The organism is Nonomuraea sp. NPDC050691 (genome assembly GCF_040654455.1).
GTDB lineage: Bacteria > Actinomycetota > Actinomycetes > Streptosporangiales > Streptosporangiaceae > Nonomuraea.
In genome coordinates this window covers 1-25263 of sequence record NZ_JBFAIA010000124.1, presented here as the reverse complement: position 1 = coordinate 25263, position 25263 = coordinate 1, and the positions used below count along the sequence as shown (strand labels likewise).

Annotated in this window: 26 protein-coding genes and 2 pseudogenes; 16 read left to right on the top strand and 12 right to left on the bottom strand. The window is 73.4% G+C overall.

The window, feature by feature from the left end:
• Window positions 1-97: 97 nt before the first annotated feature.
• The 3 genes from AB0H81_RS31885 to AB0H81_RS31875 form a co-directional block, all read right to left on the bottom strand.
• Window positions 98-766: a response regulator transcription factor gene (locus tag AB0H81_RS31885; protein ID WP_358381964.1), complete on the bottom strand. Its 669-nt coding sequence runs from the start codon at window positions 764-766 to the stop codon at window positions 98-100.
• The gene (locus AB0H81_RS31880) at window positions 763-2070 is read right to left on the bottom strand and encodes a histidine kinase (protein ID WP_358381962.1); all 1308 of its coding nucleotides are present in this window, start codon (window positions 2068-2070) and stop codon (window positions 763-765) included. Before AB0H81_RS31880 ends, AB0H81_RS31885 begins: the two co-directional genes overlap by 4 nt.
• 79 nt (window positions 2071-2149) lie before the next feature.
• The gene (locus AB0H81_RS31875; RefSeq protein ID WP_358381960.1) at window positions 2150-3400 is read right to left on the bottom strand and encodes a lipase; all 1251 of its coding nucleotides are present in this window, start codon (window positions 3398-3400) and stop codon (window positions 2150-2152) included.
• 444 nt (window positions 3401-3844) lie between these two features.
• Here AB0H81_RS31875 and AB0H81_RS31870 point away from each other — a divergent pair, with 444 nt between their 5' ends.
• Both AB0H81_RS31870 and AB0H81_RS31865 read left to right on the top strand, forming a co-directional pair.
• Window positions 3845-4099, top strand: coding sequence for a methyltransferase domain-containing protein (locus AB0H81_RS31870; protein WP_358381958.1), 255 nt, complete (start codon window positions 3845-3847; stop codon window positions 4097-4099).
• Entirely contained in the window at window positions 4024-4692 is a 669-nt protein-coding gene (locus AB0H81_RS31865; RefSeq protein WP_358381956.1) for a phosphopantetheine-binding protein, read from the top strand. Before AB0H81_RS31870 ends, AB0H81_RS31865 begins: the two co-directional genes overlap by 76 nt.
• Before the next feature lie 96 nt (window positions 4693-4788).
• On the opposite strand, the gene AB0H81_RS31860 is transcribed toward AB0H81_RS31865, so the two are convergent.
• The gene (locus AB0H81_RS31860) at window positions 4789-6123 is read right to left on the bottom strand and encodes an MFS transporter (protein WP_358381954.1); all 1335 of its coding nucleotides are present in this window, start codon (window positions 6121-6123) and stop codon (window positions 4789-4791) included.
• 412 nt (window positions 6124-6535) lie between these two features.
• On the opposite strand from AB0H81_RS31860, the pseudogene AB0H81_RS31855 reads away from it, so the two are divergent.
• Window positions 6536-6595: pseudogene (locus AB0H81_RS31855) on the top strand (hypothetical protein); the annotation flags it as partial.
• A 221-nt stretch (window positions 6596-6816) separates the two neighbouring features.
• On the opposite strand, the gene AB0H81_RS31850 reads toward AB0H81_RS31855, so the two are convergent.
• Window positions 6817-7329 carry a DUF4142 domain-containing protein gene (locus AB0H81_RS31850; RefSeq protein ID WP_358381952.1) on the bottom strand — a complete coding sequence of 171 codons (513 nt, stop codon included), beginning with the start codon at window positions 7327-7329 and terminating at the stop codon, window positions 6817-6819.
• Between the two features lie 221 nt (window positions 7330-7550).
• Between AB0H81_RS31850 and AB0H81_RS31845 the strand changes: the two genes are divergently transcribed.
• Entirely contained in the window at window positions 7551-9044 is a 1494-nt protein-coding gene (locus AB0H81_RS31845; RefSeq protein WP_358381950.1) for a mannitol dehydrogenase family protein, read from the top strand.
• A gap of 70 nt (window positions 9045-9114) precedes the next feature.
• Here the strand turns inward: AB0H81_RS31845 and AB0H81_RS31840 are convergent, their stop codons facing one another.
• Window positions 9115-10533 (bottom strand): FGGY family carbohydrate kinase, encoded by a 1419-nt coding sequence (locus AB0H81_RS31840; protein WP_358381948.1) that lies wholly within the window; start codon window positions 10531-10533, stop codon window positions 9115-9117.
• Window positions 10534-10701: 168 nt separating this feature from the next.
• On the opposite strand from AB0H81_RS31840, the gene AB0H81_RS31835 reads away from it, so the two are divergent.
• Genes AB0H81_RS31835 through ugpC form a run of 6 tightly spaced genes read left to right on the top strand, consistent with a single transcriptional unit; the run spans window position 10702 to window position 17005 of the window.
• Window positions 10702-12153, top strand: a complete 1452-nt coding sequence (locus AB0H81_RS31835) for an extracellular solute-binding protein (RefSeq protein ID WP_358381947.1) — start codon at window positions 10702-10704, stop codon at window positions 12151-12153.
• The gene (locus AB0H81_RS31830) at window positions 12154-13086 is read left to right on the top strand and encodes a sugar ABC transporter permease (protein ID WP_358381945.1); all 933 of its coding nucleotides are present in this window, start codon (window positions 12154-12156) and stop codon (window positions 13084-13086) included. It begins immediately after the preceding gene.
• Complete coding sequence (locus tag AB0H81_RS31825) at window positions 13083-13988, top strand: carbohydrate ABC transporter permease (RefSeq protein ID WP_358381943.1); 906 nt, start codon at window positions 13083-13085, stop codon at window positions 13986-13988. Before AB0H81_RS31830 ends, AB0H81_RS31825 begins: the two co-directional genes overlap by 4 nt.
• A gap of 9 nt (window positions 13989-13997) precedes the next feature.
• A complete protein-coding gene (locus AB0H81_RS31820) occupies window positions 13998-15011 on the top strand; it encodes an NAD(P)-dependent alcohol dehydrogenase (RefSeq protein WP_358381941.1) in 1014 nt (337 codons plus the stop codon).
• Between the two features lie 4 nt (window positions 15012-15015).
• Window positions 15016-15870 (top strand): DeoR/GlpR family DNA-binding transcription regulator, encoded by an 855-nt coding sequence (locus AB0H81_RS31815; RefSeq protein ID WP_358381939.1) that lies wholly within the window; start codon window positions 15016-15018, stop codon window positions 15868-15870.
• A gap of 19 nt (window positions 15871-15889) precedes the next feature.
• Entirely contained in the window at window positions 15890-17005 is a 1116-nt protein-coding gene (ugpC, locus tag AB0H81_RS31810; protein ID WP_358381937.1) for a sn-glycerol-3-phosphate ABC transporter ATP-binding protein UgpC, read from the top strand.
• A gap of 7 nt (window positions 17006-17012) precedes the next feature.
• Here the strand turns inward: ugpC and AB0H81_RS31805 are convergent, their stop codons facing one another.
• Window positions 17013-17432 carry a helix-turn-helix domain-containing protein gene (locus AB0H81_RS31805; protein ID WP_358381935.1) on the bottom strand — a complete coding sequence of 140 codons (420 nt, stop codon included), beginning with the start codon at window positions 17430-17432 and terminating at the stop codon, window positions 17013-17015.
• Between the two features lie 132 nt (window positions 17433-17564).
• Here AB0H81_RS31805 and AB0H81_RS31800 point away from each other — a divergent pair, with 132 nt between their 5' ends.
• Complete coding sequence (locus AB0H81_RS31800) at window positions 17565-17930, top strand: DoxX family protein (RefSeq protein WP_358381933.1); 366 nt, start codon at window positions 17565-17567, stop codon at window positions 17928-17930.
• 105 nt (window positions 17931-18035) lie between these two features.
• Here AB0H81_RS31800 and AB0H81_RS31795 read toward each other — a convergent pair whose 3' ends face one another.
• Both AB0H81_RS31795 and AB0H81_RS31790 read right to left on the bottom strand, forming a co-directional pair.
• The gene (locus tag AB0H81_RS31795) at window positions 18036-19142 is read right to left on the bottom strand and encodes an oxidoreductase (RefSeq protein ID WP_358381931.1); all 1107 of its coding nucleotides are present in this window, start codon (window positions 19140-19142) and stop codon (window positions 18036-18038) included.
• A gap of 55 nt (window positions 19143-19197) precedes the next feature.
• Window positions 19198-19647 carry an Lrp/AsnC family transcriptional regulator gene (locus tag AB0H81_RS31790; RefSeq protein ID WP_358381929.1) on the bottom strand — a complete coding sequence of 150 codons (450 nt, stop codon included), beginning with the start codon at window positions 19645-19647 and terminating at the stop codon, window positions 19198-19200.
• A gap of 80 nt (window positions 19648-19727) precedes the next feature.
• Between AB0H81_RS31790 and AB0H81_RS31785 the strand changes: the two genes are divergently transcribed.
• From AB0H81_RS31785 to AB0H81_RS31770, 4 genes are all read left to right on the top strand, one after another.
• Window positions 19728-20615, top strand: a complete 888-nt coding sequence (locus AB0H81_RS31785; RefSeq protein WP_358381927.1) for an AzlC family ABC transporter permease — start codon at window positions 19728-19730, stop codon at window positions 20613-20615.
• Window positions 20608-20934 carry an AzlD domain-containing protein gene (locus tag AB0H81_RS31780; RefSeq protein WP_358381925.1) on the top strand — a complete coding sequence of 109 codons (327 nt, stop codon included), beginning with the start codon at window positions 20608-20610 and terminating at the stop codon, window positions 20932-20934. Before AB0H81_RS31785 ends, AB0H81_RS31780 begins: the two co-directional genes overlap by 8 nt.
• Window positions 20935-21130: 196 nt before the next feature.
• On the top strand, window positions 21131-21526 hold the full coding sequence (locus tag AB0H81_RS31775) for a hypothetical protein (protein ID WP_358381923.1): 396 nt from the start codon (window positions 21131-21133) through the stop codon (window positions 21524-21526).
• 106 nt (window positions 21527-21632) lie between these two features.
• On the top strand, window positions 21633-22178 hold the full coding sequence (locus AB0H81_RS31770) for a hypothetical protein (protein WP_358381921.1): 546 nt from the start codon (window positions 21633-21635) through the stop codon (window positions 22176-22178).
• A gap of 112 nt (window positions 22179-22290) precedes the next feature.
• Here AB0H81_RS31770 and speB read toward each other — a convergent pair whose 3' ends face one another.
• The gene (speB, locus tag AB0H81_RS31765) at window positions 22291-23322 is read right to left on the bottom strand and encodes an agmatinase (protein ID WP_358381919.1); all 1032 of its coding nucleotides are present in this window, start codon (window positions 23320-23322) and stop codon (window positions 22291-22293) included.
• Window positions 23323-23518: 196 nt separating this feature from the next.
• Between speB and AB0H81_RS31760 the strand changes: the two genes are divergently transcribed.
• On the top strand, window positions 23519-23758 hold the full coding sequence (locus AB0H81_RS31760) for a DUF3459 domain-containing protein (RefSeq protein ID WP_358381917.1): 240 nt from the start codon (window positions 23519-23521) through the stop codon (window positions 23756-23758).
• A gap of 98 nt (window positions 23759-23856) precedes the next feature.
• On the opposite strand, the gene AB0H81_RS31755 is transcribed toward AB0H81_RS31760, so the two are convergent.
• Window positions 23857-24291, bottom strand: coding sequence for a hypothetical protein (locus AB0H81_RS31755; protein ID WP_358381915.1), 435 nt, complete (start codon window positions 24289-24291; stop codon window positions 23857-23859).
• Between the two features lie 62 nt (window positions 24292-24353).
• Window positions 24354-25263 (bottom strand): annotated as a pseudogene (locus AB0H81_RS31750) (hypothetical protein); the annotation flags it as partial.

Below are 25263 nucleotides of genomic sequence, written 5' to 3'. Positions count from 1 at the left end.
GGCGGGACGGCCGGTCCCGCCGCCCGCGGCGTCACGTCTCGACCGGGCGACCGGCGGCGTCAGATCCCGCTCCCGCCGTCCCGGCGCTCGTCACGGCTCAGCCCGGCGGCCGGTCCGGTGTGACGAGTCCGCTCTCGTAGGCGTAGACGACGGCCTGGGTGCGCCCGCGCAGCTCCAGCTTGGCCAGGATCCGGTTGACGTGCGTCTTCACCGTCGCCTCGGCCAGCCCCAGGTCCGCGGCGATCTCCGTGTTCGACAGGCCGCGCGCCACGTGGAGGAGCACCTCCCGTTCCCGCGCGGTGAGGCCGTGCGCGTCCGGCCGGGGCGTGCCGTCCGGCAGGTGCACGGCGAAGCGCTCCAGCAGGCGGCGCGTCGTGCTGGGCGCCACCACGGCGTCGCCCGCGTGCACCGACCGGACGGCGCTGAACAGGTCCGCCGCCGGAGCGTCCTTGAGCAGGAAGCCGGAGGCGCCCGCCCGGATCGCGGCGAAGGCGTACTCGTCCAGGTCGAACGTCGTCAGGATGAGCACCTTCGGCGTCGCCGCCGTGGCGCCGGACCGGATGAGGCGGGTCGCCTCGACGCCGTCCATCCGCGGCATGCGCACGTCCATGAGCACCACGTCGGCCTCGACCGCGCGCAGCGTCTCGACCGCCGCCGCGCCGTCCGCGGCCTCCCCGACCAGCTCGACGTCCGGCTGGGAGCGCAGGACGAGCCGCAACCCGGCCCGGACGAGTTCCTGGTCGTCCACTAGCACGACCCGGATCACGACGCCCCGCACCCGTCGCCGCGAACCCCTGCGCCCGCCCGGGCGTCCTTCCGGACGCCGTCGCGGGCGTCCTCCCGGGCGTCCTCCCGGGCGTCGTCGCGGGCGTCGTCGCGGGCGTCGTCCCGCGCGACGGGGAGGCGGGCCGACACGCGGAAGCCGCCGCCCGGCCGGGGCGCCGCCTCGACCGTCCCGCCGTACATCGCCGCCCTCTCCCGCATGCCGGTCAGCCCGTGGCCGCCCCCTGACGTCAGTGTGGACGCGCCCCGCCCGTCGTCGGTGATGTCGAGCGCGACCTCGCCGGGCCCGAGGCGGAGCTCGACCTGGGCCCGCGTGCCGGGCCCGCCGTGCTTGAGCGCGTTGGTCAGCGCCTCCTGGACGATCCGGTAGATCGCCAGCTCCTGCCCCTCTGGCAGGTCCGGGGAAGTCCCGTGGACGGTGAGGCCGGCCGGCAGCCCGGACGCGCGGGCCCGCTCGACGAGCTCGCCGAGCCGCGACAGGCCGGGCTGGGGAGCGAGCCCGGCCGCGTCCGTGTCGTCGCGCGGCCCGCCCGCGCCTGTGTCGTCGCGCAGCACGCTCACCAGCCGCCGCATCTCGGCGAGCGCGCGGCGGCCCGTGGCGGAGATCGTCGCCAGCGCCTCCTGGGCCAGCTCGGGCTCGCTCCCGACGGCGTACCCCGCGCCCTCGGCGTGGAGCACGATCACGCTCACGTGGTGGGCGACCACGTCGTGCAGTTCGCGGGCGATGCGCGCCCGCTCGGCCGCCGCCGTGATGACGGCCTGCTGGCCGCGCTCCCTCTCGGCCTGCTCCGCCCGCTCCAGCAGGCCCGCCACGTACCGGCGGCGCGTGGCGGAGTGGATCCCGGCGATCCAGATCGCGACCACGAACACCGAGAACGCGGCGTACTCCTTGACCAGCACCCCCAGCGGCGCGTCCGGCCGGACCACCAGGAGCAGGACGCCCAGCTCGGCGACCGCGCCGGCGGCGACGGCCCAGCGCAGCGGGCGCCACGCGGCCACCCGGTACATCGCGATCAGCACGCTCAGGTTGGCGGCGAGCAGGTCGGCGCCCGCCGCCCATTGGACGAAGCTCACCGCCGCCGTGACCGCGAAGACGGCGAGCGGGTGCCGCCGCAGCCGGAGCAGCGGCGCGAGCAGGGCCGCGTGCAGGGCCAGGATCGCCCAGAGCGGGATCGTGGAGCCGCCGTACGCCACCTGGATCACGCACAGCGGCAGCGGCGCCGCGAGGAGAAGGACGTCCTTCGACGCGCTGGGACGCGCCGGCCGGGCGCGGGTTCGGGCGAGCACGCGACCCACGATAGGGACCGGCCGTACGGCCCGGTTCCGCCCCGGGGCGGAGATCCTCGTACACCCCAGGGTGGAGGCGTCAGGGGATGAGCCTGACCTCCGGGTACGCCCGGCTCGGCCCGTCGAGGAGCGGGGTGCGCCGCCCCCGCAGGTGCAGGTCGAAGAACGTGGTGAGGTAGGCGCGCTGGGCGGCGATGGAGCGTTCCGGATCGATGGTGCCGATGGTGTCGGCGATGGGAAGGCCCTTCAGCCGGCCGGCGAGCTGGGGGTAGATCGCCTGCAGGTCGAAGAAGGAGAAGTGCTGCGCCCCGGTGAAGCGCGCCTCGCGCTTCCAGCCGCTGGAGGCGCCCCAGAAGGACTTCCAGGTGGGCTCGCTGTCGCGGGTGGTCGTCTCCCCGGCCACCTGGAGGAACGGCCGGGTGACGCCGAGGGTCGCGGCCGGTCCGAGGAGGATGCCGTCCAGGTTGGCGCCCGCGTCGACGCGCGGGTCGTCGCGCAGGAGCTGGGCGGCCGTGGCCCCGCCCATGGAGTGGCCGAACGCGCCGACGCGCGACAGGTCCAGCGAGCCGGGCAGCCCGGCCGGCAGCGGGCCGCGTCCGGCGCCGGGGCCGCTCCCGCGGTTCAGGCGCGCCAGCTCGTCGAGGACGAACCTCAGGTCCGCGACCCTGGCCTCCAGGAGGACCTTGAACAGCTTCGCCTGGTCCTCCTGGGTCTTCACGGGCGGCAGCTCGGAGTGCTCGACCCGGCCGCCCGGGAACTCCACATGGTCCGGCTCGTGGGTGTGGTCCACGGTGACGACGGCGTAGCCGCGGGCGGCCAGCTCCTCGGCCAGGACGGTGCTGAGCGTGCGCGGGGCCTCGAACCCCGGCGAGAACAGCACGAGAGGAAGCCCGCCCGCCCTCCGGTCCACGGGCGCGCCGGTCCGGGCGTGTGTCCTGGTCGCCGCCCAGTCCACCTGGCCCGGCTTGACGCCGAGGTCGGAGGCGGTGTCCCGGTCGAAGCCGGCCGCGGCGAGCGGCGGCATCTGCGGCGCCCGGGGGAGGCCGTCCGCGCGGCGGGCGGGGTACCAGACGCTCACCATGAGCTCCCGGTACGGCTGCGAGGTCACCAGCGGATCGGGCCGGGAACGGTCCACCAGGCGCAGGGCGACGGTGCCGATCGGGTGCCGCACGGTGGGCGCGGGCAGCTCGAGCCTGATGGCGGGGGCCGTCGCCGCCGTGCCCGCAGCCGGCGTGCCCGCAGCCGGGGCCGCCGGCGCGGTGAGCAGGGCGGCGGCGAGTCCCAGCCCGGCGGCGACCCGGGCTCCGGGGACGCGCGTGAACGCTGACATGAAGGTCTCCTCGTGGGGATGCGGTGTCCTACGAGGAGCCTTCCAGCGATCTTCGCCGGACGGCTCGTGCTCCGGGACGAACCCCGGATGACCCCGCGGGTTGACCAGAAACGATCATCATCCTCCGGGTTGACCCCGTCGCCGTGTCCGTCCAAGCGGCGTTGCCGGGTCCTGGAGGGGATGCGATGCTGCTCGTCGCGCCTACCGGATCATGACCGAAAGGAGCGCCGATGGGCGATCTCGGGCCGTCCTCATGGGGAGCGCTGGACCGGGCCGGACCCTTCAGCGACTGCTACGGCTACGACCGGGGCACCCCCGGTCGACCGCCGCCACATCGACGCGTTCCTGACGGCCCAGGCCCGCCTGATCCTGCCCCCGGTCCTGGAGGTCGGCGAGAACCTCCACGCGCGGCGGTACCCGGGCGACACCGCCGAGGTGGACGTGATGGACATCGACCCGGACAACGAGGACGCGACCCTGCTCGCCGACCTGGCCGAACCGGGCTCCCTTCCGGACGGGCGCTACGGCTGCGTGCTCCTGATCCAGACCCTCCAGTACGTACGGGACCCGCGCGCGGCGCTGCTCAACGTCCGGCGCGCCCTGGCTCACTCCGGCACCTCGGGGTGCCGCACGCGGCGCTCGGCCGGGCCGTGGTCGCGGCGGTCGTCCTCACGGCCTCCGCGCCCCCGGCCTCCCTGACCCCGGCCTCCCTGACCCCGGCATCCGCGCCCCCGGCCGCGGCGACGCCGGCCGCGCTGCGCGACCACTGCGCCCGGCGGCTGCCCCGCGACCACGTGCCGGTCGATGTCGTCCCCGTCGCCGAGCTGCCCGTCACCCCCAACGGGAAGGTGCGCAAACGCGAGCTGGCCGAGTGGTACGCCCGCACCTACCTGGAGGACGGGTGTACCGGCGCGGCCGCCGCCCGTGCCGCCGCAGCGCCGCTCGGACGGCGTCCCGAGCCGCCCGATCAGCTGCCAGGACGTGACGAGCCAGACCGGCGGGACGAGCATAGCCGGCGCGACGAGCACGACGAGCACGACGAGCTGGGCGAGCTGGGCGAGCTGGGCGAGCTGGTCTTCGCCGTCTTCCGCGACACTCTCGACGTGGAACAGGTCCGGCGGGACAGCGACTTCTACCGGCTCGGCGGGCACTCCCTGCCGGCGGCCCGGCTCGCCGCCGAGCTGGAACGCCGCCTCGGGAGGCCGGTCGAGCCCACCACGGTCCTGCGACACCCCCGCGCCGGCGACCTGGCCGACGCCCTGAGACGCGCCCCGGACAACGGCGCGAAGTGACGCGCGCAGCCTCCACCGAGTGGACGCGCGCCGCCTCGACCATGAGGGCGCGCGCCGTCTCCACCATGAGGGCGCGTCACCGGCGCGGCGCCCCGTTCACGCCCGGCTGGCGCCGTAGGCCGTGTCGTCGGAGATGTCGATCCTGGACCGGTCGGGCAGCGCGAGGGTGGCCGCGAGCCCGATCACCGCACCGATGATCATGAAGATGGAGATCGCCTGCCAGCCGTAGTCGTGCAGCAGCCACGTCGCGATCAGCGGAGCAGGCCCGCCCGCGACGATCGAGGCGAGCTGGTAGCCGAGCCCCGCTCCGCCGTACCGCAGAGCGGTCGGGAAGCTCTCGGCGATGAGCGACGCCTGCGGGCCGTACTCCAGCGAGTGCTGGAGCTGCACGACGACGATGGTGATCAGGATGACCGCCGCGACGCCGGTGTTCAGCAGCGCGTAGTACGGGAAGGCGATGATCGCCAGCACGATCGCCCCGAGCGCGTAGATGCGGCGGCGCCCGACGCGGTCGCTGAGATGGCCGAAGTACGGGATCGCGACCAGCTCCAGGGCCGCCGCGCAGGTGACCGCGGCGAACGCGAACGTCTTCGACATCCCGATGTGCGGCGCGGTGATGTAGGTGATGACGAACGTCGTGAACAGGTAGAACGGCATCTGCTCGGAGACGCGCAGCAGCGCGCTGAGCACGACCTCCTTCGGGTGCCGCTTCAGCACCTCCACCACGGGCAGCTTGGCGACCTGCCGGGTCTCCAGCAGCCGGGAGAACAGCGGCGTCTCCATCACCCGCAGCCGCACCCAGAGGCCGACGGCCACGAGCACGAGGCTCAGCAGGAACGGCACGCGCCAGCCCCAGTCCTTGAACGCGTCACCCGCCGTGGCGGCCAGCAGCGACATGGCGCCCGTGCCGAGGATGAGGCCGATCGGCACGCCGATCTGCGGCCAGCTCGCCATCAGGCCGCGCCTGCGCTGGTCGCCCCACTCCATCGACAGCAGCACCGAGCCGCTCCACTCGCCGCCCACCGCGATGCCCTGCAAGATGCGCAGGACGACGAGCAGGATGGGCGCGGCCACGCCGATGCTGGCGGTGCCCGGCAGCAGGCCGATCAGCGCGCTGGAGACGCCCATCATGACCAGCGTCACGATCAGCGTCGCCTTGCGGCCGATGCGGTCGCCCCAGTGCCCGAAGATGGCGGCGCCGATGGGCCGGGCCACGAACCCCACCGCGTACGTGGCGAACGCCGACAGGGTGCCCGCGTAGGGCGAGGACTTGGGGAAGAACACCTCGGCGAAAACCGTCGCCGCCGCTGTGCCGTACAGGAAGAAGTCGTACCATTCGATGGCGGTGCCGACGACGCTGGCCGTGGCCGCCTTCCGGATCTGCGATCGCTGTTCCTCAGCTGACAGTCCGCGCTCGCTGCTCTCAGCCATCACCGCGCCTCCTCAGGCCGGTTCCTTTGCGTCTCGTACCCAGGAAGATGAGGGTCAACATCCGTTTTGTCAGATCCTTACGCCATCTCCTGTTTAGCCGCGTATCGCCGGACCCAAGGTGGGCGGGTGGCCGCGGGGGTACGCCCGGGAGTCCTGTACTTCCTTCACCATCGCGAGGCCGGCCGGATTCCCGCCGTCCGCGGCGCCGTACAGACCCTTGACCGGCATCGCCGCCCGCGATCGCCGGGCTGACGACGCGGGCCGATCGTCCAGGCGAGCACGTTGGTGTTCTGCATTCCTCTGGGCCACCCTGGCGCATGTCGCTGCGCGCCACCGGCGAAAGTCTGACGTCGCAGGCGGATGACGACGATCCGCTGAGCCGTCTCACGCCTCAGGAACTCCAGGTGGTCGGCTGGCGGCCACGGGCCTGGGCAACCGCGACATCGGCGCCCAGCTCTTCCTCGGCCCCCGGACCGTCGGCCATCACCTCTGCAACGCCCATCCGAAACTCGGCATCACCTCCCGCGAGAGCTGCCCGGGCTGCTGTCGGACCACGTCGTCGCGAGACGATCGTGATCGGGGGCGCGGCTTTCCTGGCGAGAGCTCTCCTCGGAAACCTCCACACGGCCCGCCGCCTCGGAAGCCTGTGCCCACGCTTCCGTGCCGCGACGGGCCGTGTGAGGGCCGGGGGTCTCACTTCTGGGCTTGCAGCAGCTCGTCCAGGTGCTTGCGGATGACCGGCGCGCTCGCCCGGGCGAGCTCCTTGACCGCCGGTGACGAGCCGTCCCGGAGCTCCTGTTCGCCCAGCCGGATCGCCTGACGGTGGCCCTCGATCATCGCGGTGAGCCAGGCCCGGTCGAAGGCCCGGCCGGACAGCCGGGAGACGTGCCGGAGCGCCGCCCGCTCCTTCTTGGAGGGCTGGGCCGGCAGCCGCACGTCCAGGCGGCCGGCGACCTCTTTCACCGCCTCGTCCAGCCGGGTGTGATCGGTGACGAGCACGGCCCCGATCGAGCGGACGGTGGCGTCCGCCCCCTTGATCCGGGCGACCTTGCCGGCGGCGATCTCGGTGAGGTTGCCCTGATGGGCCAGCCGAAGGAACCGCTTGTCCTGCTTCGAGACCTCGACCTGCGCCGACACGGGCGCCCCGCCCAGCAGAACCATCGCGGCGACCGCGGTGGCGCCGGCGAACGCGACACGCAGAGACATGACTACCCCCGTACATGAGCGGGACGGCCGACCCGCCCCCCGTGAGCGCTTCCCGGCGAATCACGACATATCCCGACAAAGGTGCAGAAAGTAGCGTCTAGCGACCGTTTGATTACAAAACGTGATGTCTTGAGGTGGTGGCCGGTGGCGGGACGTTTGAAGGCCCCGGAGCAGGCCATGCTCAGTCTGGAGGCGGAGCGGGGCCGCCGAGGGGGTGCGCCATGGCCGTGACGGCACTGACACAGTGGACGCTGGCGAGCCTGCCGCGGGAGGTCGGGGTCCCCGGCTACGACCGCTCGGTCCTCACGGCCGGCATCGTCCACTTCGGCGTGGGCGGGTTCCACCGCGCGCACCAGGCGATGTACCTCGACCGGCTGATGAACGCCGGCCTGGCGCACGACTGGGCGATCTGCGGCGTCGGCGTCCTGCCCGGGGACGCGCGGATGCGCGACGCCCTGACCGCGCAGGACGGGCTCTACACGCTCGTCGTGAAGCACCCGGACGGCAGCCGCCAGGCCCGCGTCATCGGCTCGATCATCGACTACCTCTTCGCCCCCGACGACCCGGAGGCGGTGATCGAGAAGATGGCCGGCCCGGCCGTGCGCGTCGTCTCGCTCACCGTCACCGAGGGCGGCTACAACATCCACCCCGTCACCGGCGAGTTCGACGCGGGCAATCCCGGGATCCGGGCGGACGCGACGCCCGGCGCGGTCCCGGCCACCGTGTTCGGGCTCGTCACCGAGGCTCTGCGCCGCCGCCGCGACCGCGGGATCCCGCCGTTCACGATCATGTCCTGCGACAACATCCAGGGCAACGGGGACGTGGCCCGCCGCACCTTCACCGCGTTCGCCCGGCTGCGCGCCCCCGCGCTCGCGGACTGGATGGAGGACGAGGTCGCCTTCCCCAACTCCATGGTCGACCGCATCACCCCCGTCACCACGGACGAGGACCGCGAGTCCGTGGCGCGGATCTTCGGCGTGGGCGACGCCTGGCCGGTCGTCTGCGAGCCGTTCACGCAGTGGGCGCTGGAGGACCGCTTCCCCGCCGGGCGGCCGCCGCTGGAGGAGGCCGGGGTGCAGGTCGTCGCGGACGTGGAGCCGTACGAGCTGATGAAGCTGCGCCTGCTCAACGCCTCGCACCAGGCGCTGTGCTACTTCGGCCACCTCATGGGCCACCGGTACGTCCACGAGGCCGCCGGCGAGCCGGCGATCGCGACGTTCCTCCTCGGCTACATGGACGCCGAGGCCACGCCGACGCTGCGCCCGGTGCCCGGCGTCGACCTGGACGCCTACAAGCGCACCCTCGTCGAGCGCTTCTCCAACCCCGAGGTGCGCGACACGATCGCGCGGCTGTGCGCCGAGTCGTCGGACCGGATCCCGAAGTGGCTGCTGCCCGTCGTGCGCGAGCGCCTGGCCGCGGGCGGCGAGGTCGGCCGCGCGGCGGCCGTGGTCGCGAGCTGGGCCCGCTACGCCGAGGGCGTGGACGAGCGGGGCGAGCCGATCACGGTCGTGGACCGGCTGGCCGGCCGGCTGACGGCCATCGCGCGCACCCAGCGCGAACGGCCCACGGCCTTCATCGAGAACCGCGAGCTGTTCGGTGACCTGGCCGACGACAAGCGGTTCGCCGAGCCGTACCTGCGGGCGCTCGCGTCGCTGCACACGCGCGGGGCCCGCGCCACGGTGGAGGAGCTCGCGGAACGGGGCGAGGTGCGGTAAGGACGGTCGTGGTGACGTACGGGTCGCAGCGAGAGACCGTCGACGGGCAAGGCCGTCGCGGTGGAGACCGTCAAGGTGGCGGGTCCGGGTGGGCCGCGTAGCGGGCGTACTGGTGGCGGATGACCGGACGGTGGTCGGGCGGCGGCTCGGCCGCGACGGACAGCGGCCAGCGCGGGCGCGCCTCCGTGAGCGCCCAAGCGGCCTGGGCCGCGGCCCCGTCCGCGACGTACTCGCCCGGCCGCGGAACCACCACGGGCAGCTCGAACGTCTGGGCGGCGATGCGCTGCACGGCGGCGTTCTGCGCCGCCCCGCCGATGAGCAGCACGCGGTCGGCCTCCACCCCCTGGCCGCGGATGGCGTCGAGGCCGTCGGCCAGGCCGCACAGCATGCCCTCGAAGGCCGCGCGGGCCAGGGCCGGCCGCGTCGCGGACGCCAGGGTCAGGCCGAAGAGCGTGGCCGTGGCGTCGGGCAGGTTCGGCGTGCGCTCCCCTTCGAAGTACGGCTGGAGCACCACGCCGCCGGCGCCGGGAGGGGCGTCGAGGGCGAGCAGGCCGAGCTCCTCGTGGGTGACGTCGAGCAGGCCGGCCACCGCGTCGAGGACGCGGGCCGCGTTCAGGGTCGCGATCAGCGGCAGGAACTGGCCGGTGGCGTCCGCGAACCCGGCGACGATGCCCGTCTCGTCCCGCGTCGGATGGCCGGTGACCGCGAAGACGGTGCCGCTCGTGCCGATCGACACGACGACGTCGCCGCCGGCCGCGTCGAGGCCGAGCGCCGCCGCGGCGTTGTCCCCGGCGCCCGGGCCGACGGCGATCGACGTCCCGGCGACCGTGCCCGCGCGCTCGGCGGGCCCGAGCACCCGCGGCAGCACCGCCGGGCGGCCCAGCGCCAGCTCCAGCAGCTCCTCGTCGTACGCGCCGGTGAACGGGCTCCAGTACGCCGTGCCGCTCGCGTCCGACCGGTCCGTGACCAGCTCGTCCAGCTCCGGCCCGAGCGGGCTGGTCCCGGCCGGGCCGTAGCCGCGCAGCCGCCAGGTCAGCCAGTCGTGCGGCAGCGCCACGGCGGCCACCTCGGCGGCGTTGCCCGGCTCGTTGTCGCGCAGCCAGCGCAGCTTGGCGGCGGTGAACGAGGCGACGGGCACCGTGCCGGTCCGCTTGGCGTAGACCTCGGCGCCCACCTCACGGACGAGGTCGCTCGCCGCGCCGGCCGAGCGGGTGTCGTTCCACATCAGCGCCGGCCGCACCACGTGGCCGGAGGAGTCGAGCGCGATGAGGCCGTGCTGCTGCCCGGCGACGGAGATCGCGGCGACCCCGTCGAGGCCGCCCGCGCGGGCGATCGCCGCCCGCATGGCCTCCCACCAGCGCGCGGGATCCACCTCCGTGCCCGGCGGATGCCCGGCCCGGCCGGAACGGACCAGCGCGCCGGAGCCGGCGTCCCGGATCACGACCTTGCAGTTCTGGGTCGACGAGTCGACGCCCGCGACGAGTGTCATGGCAGCCCCTCTCGCTGAGCCTACGAGGCGCTGACCAGCCACAACCCACCCGACAAAGCAAAGATCTCATATTAAATGCGAGAAAATCTCACATATGCGTTTACATCGGCATTTATGCCAGATAAACCGGCCTCATTGCCCTTACCTGACGGACCACGGGAGGGGACAGTGGACGGAAACCCGCTCGGACCGACCAGGCGTGACGTCCTGCGCGGCGCGCTGGCCGCGGGCGCCGCGATCACCCTGACCTCCTGCGGATCCCAGGAGGACGCGCCGCACGTCGCCTCCGCGGACCAGTGGCGCCAGTTCCAGGGCGCCACCCTCAACTTCATCTCGGAGAACACCGCCCCGACCGCGGCCATCGCGGCCAACACGCGCCCGTTCACCGAGCTGACCGGCATCACCATCAACATCGTCACCCTGGAGCTGACCGCGCTCGTCCAGCGGGTCGCCCTGGACCTGGCCTCCGGCCACGCCCAGTACCAGGTGATCTACGCCGACCCGTACCAGGTGCTGGCCCCGTACCAGCGGGGGCTGGTGGACCTGCGCACGATGCAGGCGGAACCGAACCTGCCCCACCTGCCCGGCGGCGTGTCGGACTTCATCCCCGCCCAGATGGACGCCGCCGGCCGCTTCGTCGACCCGAACGCGTACTACACCCTGCCGTACGACGCGCCGACGATGATCTGGCAGTACCGGCGCGACCTGTTCGACAAGTACCACGACCGCATGGCCAACGACCTCGGCTTCGACCCCACCCCGAGCGGCGAGCGGACCTGGGACGAGTACTACAGGATCGCGAACTGGTTCAACAAGAACGCCGGCTCGGACGTCAAGTACGGCACCGGCCACCAGGCCCGCCAGCACGACTCGCTGATGAACGACTTCAGCAACGTGCTGTGGTCCTACGGCGGGGCCTACTTCGACAACGGCAAGGAGGTCGGCCGGATCGGCTCGCGCGACCCCGGGCCCTGCCGGCTCGACTCCGACGCCGCGATCGCCGGCGCCGAGTTCTACCAGAAGCTGCTCGCCATCGCCGACCCCGCCTCCACGACCTGGGACTGGGACGGCGTGGGCGCCGCGTTCCGCGCGGGCCGGCTGGCGATGTGCCCGAACTGGCACGAGTTCGCGGCCAGCAACGAGCAGGTGATGCCCGGCAAGGCCGGCTACTCGCCGCTGCCCAGGGGGCCGGTCACCACGGCCAACATGTACGGCGGCACGGGCGTCGCCATCAGCGACAACACGCGGCCACACGAGCGCGGCGCGGCCTGGCTGTTCCTCGTGTGGGCCACCTCGTCCCGCACACAGCTCGCCAACCTCAAGAGCAAGGCCGGCGGCGGCACCCCCACCCGCACCTCCGTGTACGAGCTGCCGGAGGTGCGCGCCGCCGAGAAGCGGCCCTCGCCGATGCCCAACATGCTCACGGCCGCCGCGGTCCGTGAGGCCTGGCAGCCCGACAAGATCGGCCTGCGGCCCAAGATCCCGATGTGGAACGAGTGCAACACCGCGATCTTCACCCAGCTCTCGCGCATGCTCACCGGCGGGGCCACGCCGGAGGATGCGATGCGCACGATCAAGGCGCGGGTGGACCAGATCGTGGACCGAGGGTGGGTGGCCTAGATGACGCACGCAGCCGACCACTCGCCGGTGCTCGAACGAGCCCGGCCCGAGAGCGCCAAGCCGAAGCAGCCGCGCATCGGCTTCGAGGGCGCGATGATGACCCCCGGCCTGATCCTGCTGGCCGCGCTGTCCATCGTGCCGTTCCTCGCCCTGATCGCCATGAGCTTCTCCCACGTCCGGCTGCTGGGCGGGGTGAGCCTCGACCTGGTGGGCCTGCGCAACTGGGCCCGCTTCTTCACCGACGCCGACATGTGGATGTCGTGGCTGCGGACGATCGTCTACTTCGTCCTCACCGTCGGCCTGGAGATGGTCCTCGGCGTGGTCGTCGCGCTGTGCCTGTTCCGGGTGCTGCGCGGCCGCAACGTGCTGCTCGGCCTGCTGCTCCTGCCCATGTTCGTGGCGCCGTCGATCGTCGGCCTGCTGGGCCGCTACCTGACCGACTCGACCTTCGGCCTCTACGCGTGGGTGCTGCGCTCGTTCGGCTACTCCGGCGACATCCTCGGCAGCCCGATCAGCGCGTTCGCCGCCGTGGTGCTCATGGACGTGTGGGAGTGGACCCCGCTGATCGCCCTGATCACCCTCGCCGGCCTGTCGAGCGTGCCGCAGTCGGTGCGCGAGGCCGCCGCCGTGGACGGTGCACCGGGCTGGATGACGCTGCGCTACATCGTGTTCCCGGCGATCTCCAACGTGCTGCTCGTCGCGCTGCTCATCCGCTCCATGGACGCGATCCGGTACTTCGACATCATCTGGGTCACCACCAACGGCGGCCCCGCCGACGCCACCAAGATCGTCCCGGTGCGGCTGTACGAGACCGCGTTCCGCTTCTTCGACCTCGGCTACGCCGCCGCCATCGGGCTCGCGATGCTGGCCTTCTCGATCTTGATCGCCCGTACCTTCGTCCGGCTGCTGGACGTGAGGGGGTTGACCCGATGAGCACCACCGAGGCAGTACGGCGCCACCCGCCGGTGACCGCCGCCCCGCGCGGCACGCCGCAGTCGCCGCTGGAGGAGAGCGGGCGCAGCACCCGCTGGGTCGTGGGCCTGGTCGTCGCCCTGGCCATGCTCTGGACGCTGGTGCCGCTGGCGTGGATGCTGCTGTCGTCGTTCAAGAACAGCGCGGACGTCACCGCGGCCACGCCCCAGGTGCTGTTCCAGCCGACCCTGGACAACTACCGGGGCCTGTTCTCCGGGCCGAACAACCTCACGCCCTACATCTGGCACAGCGTGCTCGCCGCCGGGATCTCCGCGGTGCTCGCCGTCTGCCTGGGCTCGCTCGCCGGGTACGGCCTGGCCCGGACCGCGATGCGCGGCAAGAGGCACCTCGCCTTCTGGATCATCTCGACCCGCATGGCGCCCATCGCGGCGGTCGTGGTGCCGCTGTTCATCATCTTCCGCGGGCTCAACCTGATCGACACGATCCCGGGGCTGGTGCTGGCGTACCTGACGTTCAACCTGCCGTTCGCCATCTGGCTGATGAGCGCGTTCTTCGCCGAGGTGCCGCCGTCGCTGGAGGAGTCGGCGCTGGTCGCCGGCTGCACCCGCTGGCAGGCCTTCTGGACGGTCATCCTGCCGCTCACCAAGGCTGGCCTGGTCACCACGTTCATCCTGTGCCTCGTCTTCGCCTGGAACGACTACGCCTTCGCCGTCGTCTTCTCCGGGCCGAACTCCCAGACGCTGCCCATCGCCGCCTCCCAGCTCGTCACGCAGACGGGCGTCGACTGGGGTCAGCTCACCGCGATCGGCACGATCGTCGTGGTGCCGATGATGCTCGCCGGGCTCGCCGTGCGCCGCTGGCTGGTCACCGGCCTGACCCTCGGCGCCGTCACCGGAGAGTAGGAGCCGGCCATGCGCGCAGCCGTGCTGCACGGGGTGGGCAAGATCCTGCTGGAGGACCGGCCCCGTCCCGAACCGGGCCCCGGCGAGGTGCTCGTCCAGGTCGCGTCGGTCGGCACGTGCGGCTCCGACGTGCACTACTACGAGCACGGGCGGATCGGCGACTTCGTCGTGGAGTCGCCGCTGGTGCTCGGCCACGAGGCGGCCGGGATCGTCGTCCAGGCGGGACCGGGCGCGGAGCGCCACCGCACCGGGCAGCGGGTCTCGCTGGAGCCGGGCGTGCCCGACTTCACCTGCGCCCAGTGCCGGGCGGGCCGCTACAACCTCTGCCCGCGCATGCGCTTCTTCGGCACCCCGCCGATCGACGGCGCGTTCACCGAGTACGTCACCGTCCACGAGGAGTTCGCCCACCCCGTTCCGGACACCGTCTCCGACGACGCCGCCGCACTGATCGAGCCGCTGTCGGTGGGCGTGTGGGCCTGCCGCAAGGCGCGGGTCGCCCCGGGCACCCGCGTCCTCGTCACCGGGGCGGGCCCGATCGGGCTGCTGTGCCTCCAGGTGGCCCGGGCCTTCGGCGCCACGGACGTCATGGTCACCGACGTCAACCCCGCCCGGCTCGCCCGCGCGCGAGAGCTGGGGGCGAGCGCCATCCTCGACGTGCGCGCGGAGAGCCTGGCCGACGCCGCGTTCGAGCCGGACGCGCTGCTGGAATGCTCGGGCCACCCGGCCGCCACCGCCGACGCCGTCCGCGCGGTGGCGCGGGCCGGGCGCGTCGTCCTCGTCGGCATGGGCGGCGACGAGATCCCGCTCCCGCTCACGGCCCTGCAGACGCGCGAGCTGGAGGTGACGGGCACCTTCCGCTACGCCAACACCTGGCCGGCCGCCATCGCGCTGGCCGCCGCCGGGCGTGTCGAGCTGGACGCCCTGGTCACCGGCCACTACGGGCTGGCCCGGGTCGAGGAGGCGCTCACGGCCGGGGCGCGCGACCCCGAGCTGGTCAAGGCAGTGGTCCGGCCGCAGGAGTGAGCGCATGGCCAGGGCCAGGACCACGACCGCCGGCCTCGAGGAGCGGAGGCGGGCGGTGCTCGCCCGCGTCGCCGAGAAGGGGGAGATGGGCATCGCCGAGCTGGCGGAGGAGTTCGGGGTCAGCGTGATGACCATGCACCGCGACCTCGACGCCCTGGCGAGCGGCGCGCTGCTGCGCAAGTCCCGCGGCCGCGCGGCGGCCGTCGCCGCCGTGACCATGGAGGTCGCCCCCGAGCTGCGCAGGCGGACGCGGCTGGCGGAGAAGGAGGCGATCGCCGAGGCCGCCCTGCGGGAGCTGCCGACCCGGGGCGTGATCCTCATGGACGACTCGACCACGCTGTTCCCGCTGGCCCGGCGGCTCGACGAGCGCGGCGGCTACACGGTGGTGACCAACTCCGTGGGCGTCGCCCGGCTCGTCGCCGCCACCGAGCACAGCGAGGTGATCCTGCTCGGCGGCGACTACAACGGCGTCTTCGACTCGACGACCGGGCCCGAGGTGACCCGCGCGCTCCAGCGCATCCGCGCCGACGTCGCGCTCATGTCGGCGGTCGCGGTCACCGCCGGCCGCCTCTACCACCCGATCCAGGGCTACGCCGCGGTCAAGGAGGCGATGCTCGACGCCGCCCAGGGACACCTGCTGCTGGTCGACTCCTCCAAGTTCGGCCGGCACGCGCCCTTCAGCCACCGCGACGTGAGCGCGTACGACGCGGTGATCACCGACAGCGGCGTGCCGCGCGACGAGGAGAGGACGCTGCGCAAGCTGGTCGCGCGCCTGCTGCTCGTCGAGGTCGGGCACGGCCGGCCGGCGCCCCTGACCACGACCGGCTCCCACCGAGCCTCCTACCGAGGTCCGTACTGATGGCTTGAGGAGAAGACCGATGGCGAAAGTGCTCTACGACGAGGCGACCCGCGTCTACCCGGGAACCGAGCGGCCCGCGGTGGACGCCCTCGACCTCGACATCAGCGACGGCGAGTTCCTGGTCCTCGTCGGCCCGTCCGGCTGCGGGAAGTCCACCTCCCTGCGCATGCTCGCCGGACTCGAACGGGTCGACGGCGGCAGCATCAGCATCGGCGAGCGCGACGTCACGCACCTCGCGCCGCGCGACCGGGACATCGCGATGGTGTTCCAGAACTACGCGCTCTACCCGCACATGTCGGTGGCCGACAACATGGGCTTCGCCCTGAGGGTGATGAAGGCGCCCAGGGAGGAGCGCGACCGGCGGGTCCGCGAGGCCGCCCGCCTGCTCGACCTGGAGGAGTTCCTGGACCGCAAGCCCAAGGCGCTGTCCGGCGGCCAGCGGCAGCGCGTGGCCATGGGCCGCGCCATCGTGCGCGAGCCCAAGGTGTTCCTCATGGACGAGCCGCTGTCGAACCTGGACGCCAAACTGCGGGTCCAGACCCGCACGCAGATCGCCGCCCTGCAGCGCCGGCTCGGGGTGACGACGGTGTACGTGACCCACGACCAGGTCGAGGCCATGACGATGGGCGACCGGGTGGCCGTGCTCAAGGACGGCATCCTCCAGCAGGTGGACACGCCGCTGCGGCTCTACCAGCACCCGGCCAACGTCTTCGTCGCCGGCTTCATCGGCTCGCCGTCGATGAACCTGGCCGAGTACCGCGTGGAGGGGGAGGAGGCCGTGCTCGGCGACCAGCGGATCCGGCTCAGCCGCGACACGCTCCAGGCGCTGCGCAAGGAGGGCGCCGACCGCGTCATCCTGGGCTTCCGGCCCGAGTCGGTCGAGGTGGTCGGCGACGGCGGGGCCGACCCGTCCACGTTCCCGATCACCGTCACGGTCGTCGAGGAGCTCGGCTCGGACGCCTTCCTGTACGGCCAGTACTCCCACGCCACCGACCCGGCGCTCGCCGGCCAGACGGTCATCGCCCGCGTCGACCCGAACGCCCCGCCGGGCAAGGGCGACCAGGTCAACCTGCGGATCCTGCCGGGGAAGGAGCGGCTGTTCTCGGCGGCCACGGGGCGCTGCCTGCCCACGTGAACGACGATCAGGGCTCCGGAGACCGCCCCGGCGTCTCCGCGGGCAGGCGCCGCAGGGACCCCGCGCGGTAGGCCTCGCGGCTGGCCTCGATGTGCGGGACGTGCTCGATGGCCCAGCCGGCGAGGGCCAGCGCGGGCGGGATGAGGCTCTTGCCGGTGGGGGTCAGGGCGTACTCGACCCGGGGCGGGACCTCGGCGTGCACCGTGCGCGAGACCAGGCCGTCGCTCTCGAGGTTGCGCAGCGTCAGCGTCAGCATGCGCTGGGAGATCCCGGGGATCTGCTGGAGCAGGTCGGTGAAGCGCAGGGTGCCCTGGTCGAGCGTCGCCACGATCAGCAGCGTCCACTTGTTGCAGATCCGGTCGAGGATGGCGCGGATCGTCCGCCCTCCGTCGCCTCTGATCATGCAGGTGTGCTCGTACTCCGACATGACAGCCCTCTGTGGGTAACGCACACGTATGTGCCTTTTGTGGAGGTCTCAATAGTGACGCATGATGTGGCTACTTACGACCGGTAACCATCGTTGCCGGCGCCCCCTTCACCAGCCTCCGAGGTGCCCTTCATGGAGATTTCCTACTGGATCGTCGCCGGACTCCTGGCCGTCTTCTACCTCTATGCCGGAGGCAAGAAGGTCGTCCAGAGCCAGGAACGGCTCCAGCCGATGATGGGCTGGGTCGACACCGTTCCCATGCCGTTCGTCCGCGTGATCGGCGTCCTGGAAGTGCTCGGCGCGGCCGGCCTGATCCTGCCGCCGCTGACCGGCGTCGCGCCCTGGCTCGCCGTCGCCGCGGCGATCGGCCTCGTCCTGATCCAGATCGGCGGCATCGCGTTACACCTGAGCCGCGGCGAGGCCCGGCTGATCGGGCTCAACATCGCCCTCCTGGCGGCCGCCGCGGCGACCGCCTGGCTCGGCACCACCTGGCTTTGAATCTACAATGTAAAGGCGCGGCCCGGGAGAAGGCGAGACCGGTCGCGCTCCGGCGAAGCGTCCCCGGCGGGAGCGGCTCTGGGTGACCCGGGCCGGTAAGGCCGGTCAGGAGCGCTTCAGGGTGAGGCGGGCGACGCGGCCGTTCTCGCCGGACGCCCAGCACGCCAGGTCGGGCGTGCAGGACACGGTGTCGAAGGAGCCCGTGTCGAACGTCCGCCACGTCCTGCCGCCGGTGAGCGTCACGTCGCTGCCGGAAGGCCCGACCGCGATGGCCGCGAACGGCAGGTGCGGCACCCACGTGACGCCCGACCGGTAGGCGGGGGGCGGCGTGGCGGCGGGCCGCCAGGTGGCGCCGCCGTCGCCGCTGAGCGCGCCCGCCCCCGGCGACGGCTCGCCCGGACGGTAGTCGCCGCCCACGGCCAGGCCCTGGCGCCGGTCGCGGAAGGCCAGCGCGAACACCCCGCGCGCCGGGTCGCCCGCCGGGATCGGCGTGTCCGCCACGGTCCAGGTGCGGCCGCGGTCGGAGGAGTGGAAGACGCGGGACCGCTCGGCGCCGCCGGAGGCGAGCCAGGCGTCCCGGCCGCCCGCCGTGACCAGGCACTGGCCGCTCGCGGCGAAACCGGCCTCGCCGGGCAGCGCCTCGGGCATCCCGGCCGGCGGCAGCACCCGCCAGTTCCGGCCGCCGTCCTCGGTGGCGAGGATCCGGAACCGGCCGTCGACGGGGTCGCTCATGGCCAGCCCGTGCCGTTCGTCGAAGAAGGCCATGCAGTCGTAGAACGCCTTGGGCTCGTCGTTCCTGAACGTCTCGCGCCAGGTGCGTCCGGCGTCGTCGGTCCGGTGGACCCGCGAGTCGCCGCCCTCGCCGATCGACAGCACCACGGCCCGGCGCGCGTCGAACGCCTCCACGTCCCGGAACTGCAGCGTCTCCGTGCCGGGCGGCGAGACCCGCTCCCACGTACGCCCGCCGTCGGCGGTGCGGAGCACGACGCCCTCGCTGCCGGAGGCCCAGGCGACGTCCCGGCTGACGGGCGACAGGCCGCGCAGGCGTGCGGTCACGCCCGTCTCCCGGAGTTCCCAGCCGAGCGAGACCGCGTCAGCGCCGAGGGCCGGGTCGCCCGCGGGGGTGGGGGTGGGGTCGTCGGCGTGGGCGGGCAGGGGAGGGGCGAGCACGCAGGCCGCCGCGAGCGCCGACAGCGCGATACGAAGCTTCATGCGGGGCAACGTAGCAGGCGTTTTCGGGGTTGTTGAGGTGCTTTCGCGTGGGTCCTTATCGGGCCTCCCGGGCTGGTTTGATGTTCTTCATCGTGAAGTGCGAGTTGATGCCTCGCACACGCGGGATGGTCATGACGTGCCGGCTGAGGAACGTCTCGTAGGCCGCCAGGTCGGCGACGGCCACGCGCGCGAAGTAGTCGGGACTGCCGAACAGCCGCCGCAGCTCCAGCACCTCCTCGGCCTGTGCCAGCGTCTGCTCGAAGTGCTCGACGGTCTCCGCGTCCTGCGCGTCGAGGGTGAGGTCGACCAGCACCTCGAACGACCGGCCCACGGCGGCGGGGTCGACGACGGCCCGGTAGCCGCGGATGACGCCCTCGGCCTCCAGGCGCTGGACCCGCCGCAGGCACGGCCCGGTCGTGAGCCCCACCCGATGGGCGAGCTCGACGTTGGTCAGCCGCCCGTCCCGCTCCAGCTCGGCGATGATTGCTCTGTCTATCGCGTCCACGCACCGAATATTGCCGTACGGCCTGGCACGTGCGCAATTTTCGCAACCATATGGCGCGGATTCTGCGCGACCATAGGAGGGTGCAAACCGACATCTCACCCCAGATCGCCGCACCGGCTCCCGGCCGGGCACCGGTCACCCGGCGGCAGCAGATCGCCGCGGGGGTGCGCGACTCCTTCTCCGCGGGACTGGGAATCTTCCCGCTGGGCATCGCCCTCGGCCTGCTGGTCCTCCAGGCCGGCCTGCCCGCCTGGCTCGTCCCCGCCCTGTCGCTGTCGGCGTTCGCCGGCTCCCTGGAACTGCTGCTGGTGGGCATGGTGGCCGGCACCACGCCGCTCGCCGCGATCGCGCTGACCGTCCTTGTGGTCAACTTCCGGCACGTCTTCTACGCCTTCTCCTTCCCGCTGCACCTGGTCAGGAACCGGCTGGCGAAGGCGTACTCCGTGTACGCGATGATCGACGAGGCGTACGCGGTCAGCGCCTCGTTGCCCGAGGCGGAGCGCTCGGGCCCCCGCCTGCTGGCGATGCAGCTGGCCAGCCAGTCCTACTGGGTCGGCGGTGGCCTGGTCGGGATCGCCATCGGCTGGGCCCTGCCCGCGCCGATCAAGGGGCTCGAGTTCGCCCTGTGCGCCCTGTTCACCGTGCTCACCCTGGACGCGTTCCGCTCCCGCGACGACATCCCCTCGGTGGTGCTCGCCGGGGCCAGCGTGACGCTCGCGCTCGTCCTCACCCCGTCGGTCGCCCTGTTCACCGCGCTGCTGCTGTTCGTCGCCCTGCTGCTGGCCCGCCACGCGATCATCGCCCGCCGCACCACCCGCCGGGCCGCGCGCCCCACCACCGGCGGCTCCACCACCGGCGGCTCCACCACCGGCGGCTCCACCACCGGCGGCCCCACCACCGGCGGCGGGCTCACCGCCGGCCGCGACTCCGCCGCTCGATGCGCCGTCCGGGAGACCGCCGATGCCTAGCACCGCCTACCTCGCCGCCGTCCTCGCGATCGTCTTCGCCATCACCTTCGCCCTGCGCGCCGTCCCCTTCGCCGTGCTGCGCACGCTGCGCACCTCGGCGATCGTGCAGCGGCTGGCGGTGTGGATGCCGGTGGGCATCCTCGGGATCCTCGCCGTGACGGCCCTGCACGGCGCCGTCGCCGCCGAGCCGCACGCGACGCTGTACGCGCTGCTCGCGGTGGCCGTCACCGCGGGCGTCCACCTCGCATCCGGGCGCCGCACGATCCTGAGCGTCGGCATCGGCACCGCCGTGTACGTCGTCCTGGTCAACGCCTTCTGACGGGATCTCCCAGCGCGCCACGAGGCACATGGACCCGGAGCGCCCGGAGCGCACATAGACGACGCATAGCCCCTCTATCGACGACGCTTCGCATGCTTGTCCTCGGTCGCCCTTTCCGGCGAGCTCGTCACCGACGTGACGGTCGACGATCCGAGGAGAACGCCGTGACGGCAGCACGTACGAAGAACCCGGCCAGGTGACGGCGGACCTGGTGCTGCTGCGCGCCGGCCAGATCAGCTTCACCGACGCCGAACGGGCCGCGCCGGCCCCGGCCGAGGAGACCACCCGGATCGCGGACGGCGGCCAGGTCGGCGACGAGGTGTGGGACGTGGCGCTGCTGGACGCCGGCGGGCCGGCCGCCACCTTCGTCCGGGACGACGGCCCCCTTTCCCCGGTAACCCCTCAAGGAGTGATGATCATGGATTGGCGCAATGCCATCAAGGGGCAGGTGTTCTTCCCCGGTGACGACGGGTTCGAGCGGGCTGCCGCGCCGTGGGCGGTCGGGGTGCGTCAGCCGGGGCCGCGGTCGTGGAGGCGGCCGACGCCGCGGATGTGGCGGCGCTGGCGCGCTACGCCCGCGACGCCGGGCTGACCGTCTCCGCGCAGCCGCAGCAGCCCGGCGGTGAGCGTGGCGGGGTTCCTCGCCGGCGGCGGCGTCCCCTGGTTCGGCCGCCGGTACGTGCTGGGCCGCCGACTCGGTGCGCGCCTTCGAGGTCGTCGACGCCGACGGCGAGCGGGTGCGCGTCACCGCCGGCTCCGACCCCGAGCTGTTCTGGGCGCTGCGGGGCGGTGGCGGGGACTTCGCGCTGATCACCTCGATCGAGCTGAATCTGTTCGAGACGCCGCACCTGTACGGCGGGCAGATCGTCTGGCCCGCGGATCGCACGGGCGAGGTGTTCGACGCCTTCCGCAGCATCACCGCCGGCGCGCCCCGCGAACTGCCGGTGTGGATCAACCGGACGGCCCCGCCGCCGCCCTCAGTGGCCGAGCCGTACCTGCTCCACCTGCTCGGCCTGCGCCTGCCGCACCTGGCCGAGGCGGTCCGGGGCCGGCAGGCCGCCCTGGTAGCGCGGCTGGGAGGGGCGGTCAGCGGGCGCAAGCCGTACACCTTCCTGGCTCCCGGGGGGAGCGCCGCCCAGGCCTTCCCCGCCGACACCCTGGCCCGGCTGCGCCGGATCAAGCGCGAGCGCGACCCCGGCCACGTCTTCCGCGCGAACTTCCCTGTCCCGGGCCGGACGTCATGACGATGAGGGGCACCGCCGTGTGGATGCGTTGATCGCCGCCGTGACGGCGTCACCCGTCCACGCCCGGGACGGCAGGTGAACGAGGGGCTGGGCCGCCCGGTGAAGGTCGCGGTCAGGCTCGGTGCTTGCCGTAGCGGCTGAGCAGCGGCCGGGCCGGGTCCCACGGTCCCAGCCGCCCGTCGCGCTCGGCGCGTTGCCGTGCGATGCCCGACAGGGCCTCAAGGACCACCCGGCCCCCGAGCATCGCCGTCACGCCGGCGTGGTCGTGGTCCGGCGCGACCTCGACGACCTCGACGCCGACGACCGGCAGCTCGTACGACAGCCGCCGCACGGCGTCGAGCAACTCGCGGGAGGTCAGCCCGCCCGGCTCCGGGGTGCCCGTCCCCGGGGCCATCCCCGGATCGACGACGTCGATGTCGATCGACAGGTAGACGCCGTCGCAGTCGTCGAGGGCGGTCCGCGACGCCTCGGTCAGGCAGTCGGCCAGGCCCCGCTCCACGATCTCGGTCATCTCGTACGAGCGCATGCCCTGCTCGGCCATCCAGTCGAGGGTCTCGGGGCCGGGCCAGTAGCCGCGCAGCCCGATCTGCAGGAACCGGTCGCCGCGCGCCGCCCCCGACTCGATGAGCCGGCGCATGGGCTGGCCGTGCGCGATGAGCGAGCCGTACGAGCTGTCACCGGTGTCGGCGTGCGCGTCGAAGTGCAGGACGGAGACCCGTCCCCAGCCGACGGCGCGGGCGACGCCGGTGACGTCGGGCAGGGCGATCGAGTGGTCCCCGCCCAGCACCACGGGGATCCGGCCCGCCGCCGCGACGGTGTGGACGGCCCGCTCCAGCGCCGCGTGGGAGCGCTCGGCGTCACCGCTGAACATCATGACGTCGCCGGCGTCCTTGACGCGCAGGTCGAGCAGGCCGTCCACGTCCAGCGCCAGGGACGGGCGCGCCCCGTCATGGCCGAGGTAGCAGGCCTGGCGCATGGCGGAGGGGCCGAAGCGGGCGCCCGCCCGGTAGGTGGTCCCGCCGTCGAACGGGGCGCCCAGGACGACGACCTGGGCGTCGCCCCAGGTGTCCGGCTCGTCCAGGTCGCAGGCGGGCACGCCGAGGAAGGTGAGGTCGGGGCCGTACATCGCGCCATAACGGGTCATCGGCAGCAGATCCTTCGCAGAAGAGGATGGTCGGGCGCCGCGGCCCTCCCATCCTCACCGACGCCGGCCCGGCCCCGGAATCCCCGAGCCGCCGTTCGGCTTCGGCGGACCCGGCCCGTCCGCCCGGCCGTGGCTGCCGCAGCCGGAGAGCTGGCGCAAGCTCACGGCGCAGGCGCAGCTCGCCGACCTGGACTCGATGCTGACCCTCTACCGCTCGGCGCTGCGCCTGCGCCGCGACCTGCTGGGGGACGGCACCCGGACCTGGCTGCCTCCGGGCGGGGACGTGCTGGCCTTCCGCCGCGACTCGGGCCTGGTGTGCGTGTCCAACCTGGGTTCAGTCCCGGTGCCGCTCCCGCCGGGGGAGCTGCTGCTGACCAGCGGGCCGGTGGAGGGAGGCGCGCTGCCGCCCGACACGACCGCCTGGGTCGCGGGGTGAGGCTCTCCGCCCGTGGTCTCCGCCCGTCCTCCCGCCCGTGCCCTCCGCCCACCCCGGTGTCAGCGCCCGGGATCAGCGCCCGCCGCCGGCGTCCTGCGTCAGCGGACGATGACCGCGGTGTCCATGCCGAGGTTGCGGTCCTTGTCCACCGGGCACCACACCTCGTAACGCCCCGGCCGGAGGGTGACGGTGAGGCTGGTCCGCTCTCCCGGCTTGATCGTCTCGGACTGCTTCACGCCGGTGATGCCGGGGCCGCCCACGGCCATGGCGTGGGGCGCGGTGCCCTCGTTGGTCAGCAGGAACGTGTAGGTGCCCGCGGTGAGGTCCCCCCAGGGCAGCGAGAAGGAGTACTCGTTCATGGCCACGCTCACCAGGGTGGGCTTGACCCCGGGCGCCGCCGAGGCCCCGGCCGGGGCCCGGGTCGCCATGGCCCCGGACGAGGTGACGGTGTGGCCGCATCCCGGAACGCCCAGCAGCGCCGCTGCCGTCGCGGCGGCGCCCGCCACGAGCGTCCGGCGCCTGTTCGCGTCCATGAAGACCCCCTTCCCCCGCAGGCGGTCCTCTCCCCTTGACACGGCCCCGGAAGGTCAGGGGTTCACCTGGCGTCGCGCCGGCGGCGGCGCCAGGCGGGGAGAGTGGCGGCGGCGAGCACGGCCGCCAGCGGCAGCACCGTGACCAGGTACGCCGTCCGCAGGTCGAGCGCGGCGCCCAGCGCGGCGAGCAGCGCGGGGGCGGCCAGGATCGCGGTGCCGGAGGCGAGCGCCCCGTACGCCGCCGAGCGCGCCGCCGCGAGCCCCGGCGCCTGCATCAGCCGGGCGAGCGTCACCGGATAGAACGGCGCGATGCCCACGCCGGCCACCACGAGCCCCGCGGCGACCGGCAGCGGCGCGTCGGTGAGGGCGACGGCGAGAGTCCCGGCCCCCGCCACGCCGCATCCCCACGGGACGACGGGCAGGTCGCGGGCGATCAGCCGCGGCGCCACCAGCCGGCCGGCCGCCATCCCGACCAGGAACGCGGTGGCCGTCGCCGCGGCGGCTCCCGCGGGCAGCCCGGTGGCCTGGAGGCGGGCGGTGGCCCAGATCGTGAAGCAGAACTCCATGGACACGCCCACCACGATGGCCGCCCACCTGGCTGCGACCCGCCACCGCCCCGAAGCGGGCCTCCCGCCGCCACCGGCTCGCCGCCCGCGGGGCTGGTGCGCGCTGTCCTGGAGGCCGCGGGGTTGATGTGTGCGGTCCTGGTGCTCGTGGGGTTGGCGCGGAGAACCGGCCCCATGAGCTTCGGGAAGGTGATCGGCGGGCTGCCCGTGAGCGTTGGCCTCGCCGGGCGCGTCCTCGTCCGCCGGCGCGCCTCTCCACGTGTCGGCCGCGAGGAAGAGCAGGGGCGGAACGGCCAGCAGGAGCGCGAGCCGCCCGTTCACCGCCAGCGCGTCGAGGGCGCCGATGGCGAGCGGGCCGAGCAGGGCGCTGACGCTGGCGGCGGCGTTGGCCCGGGCCAGGCGCGCC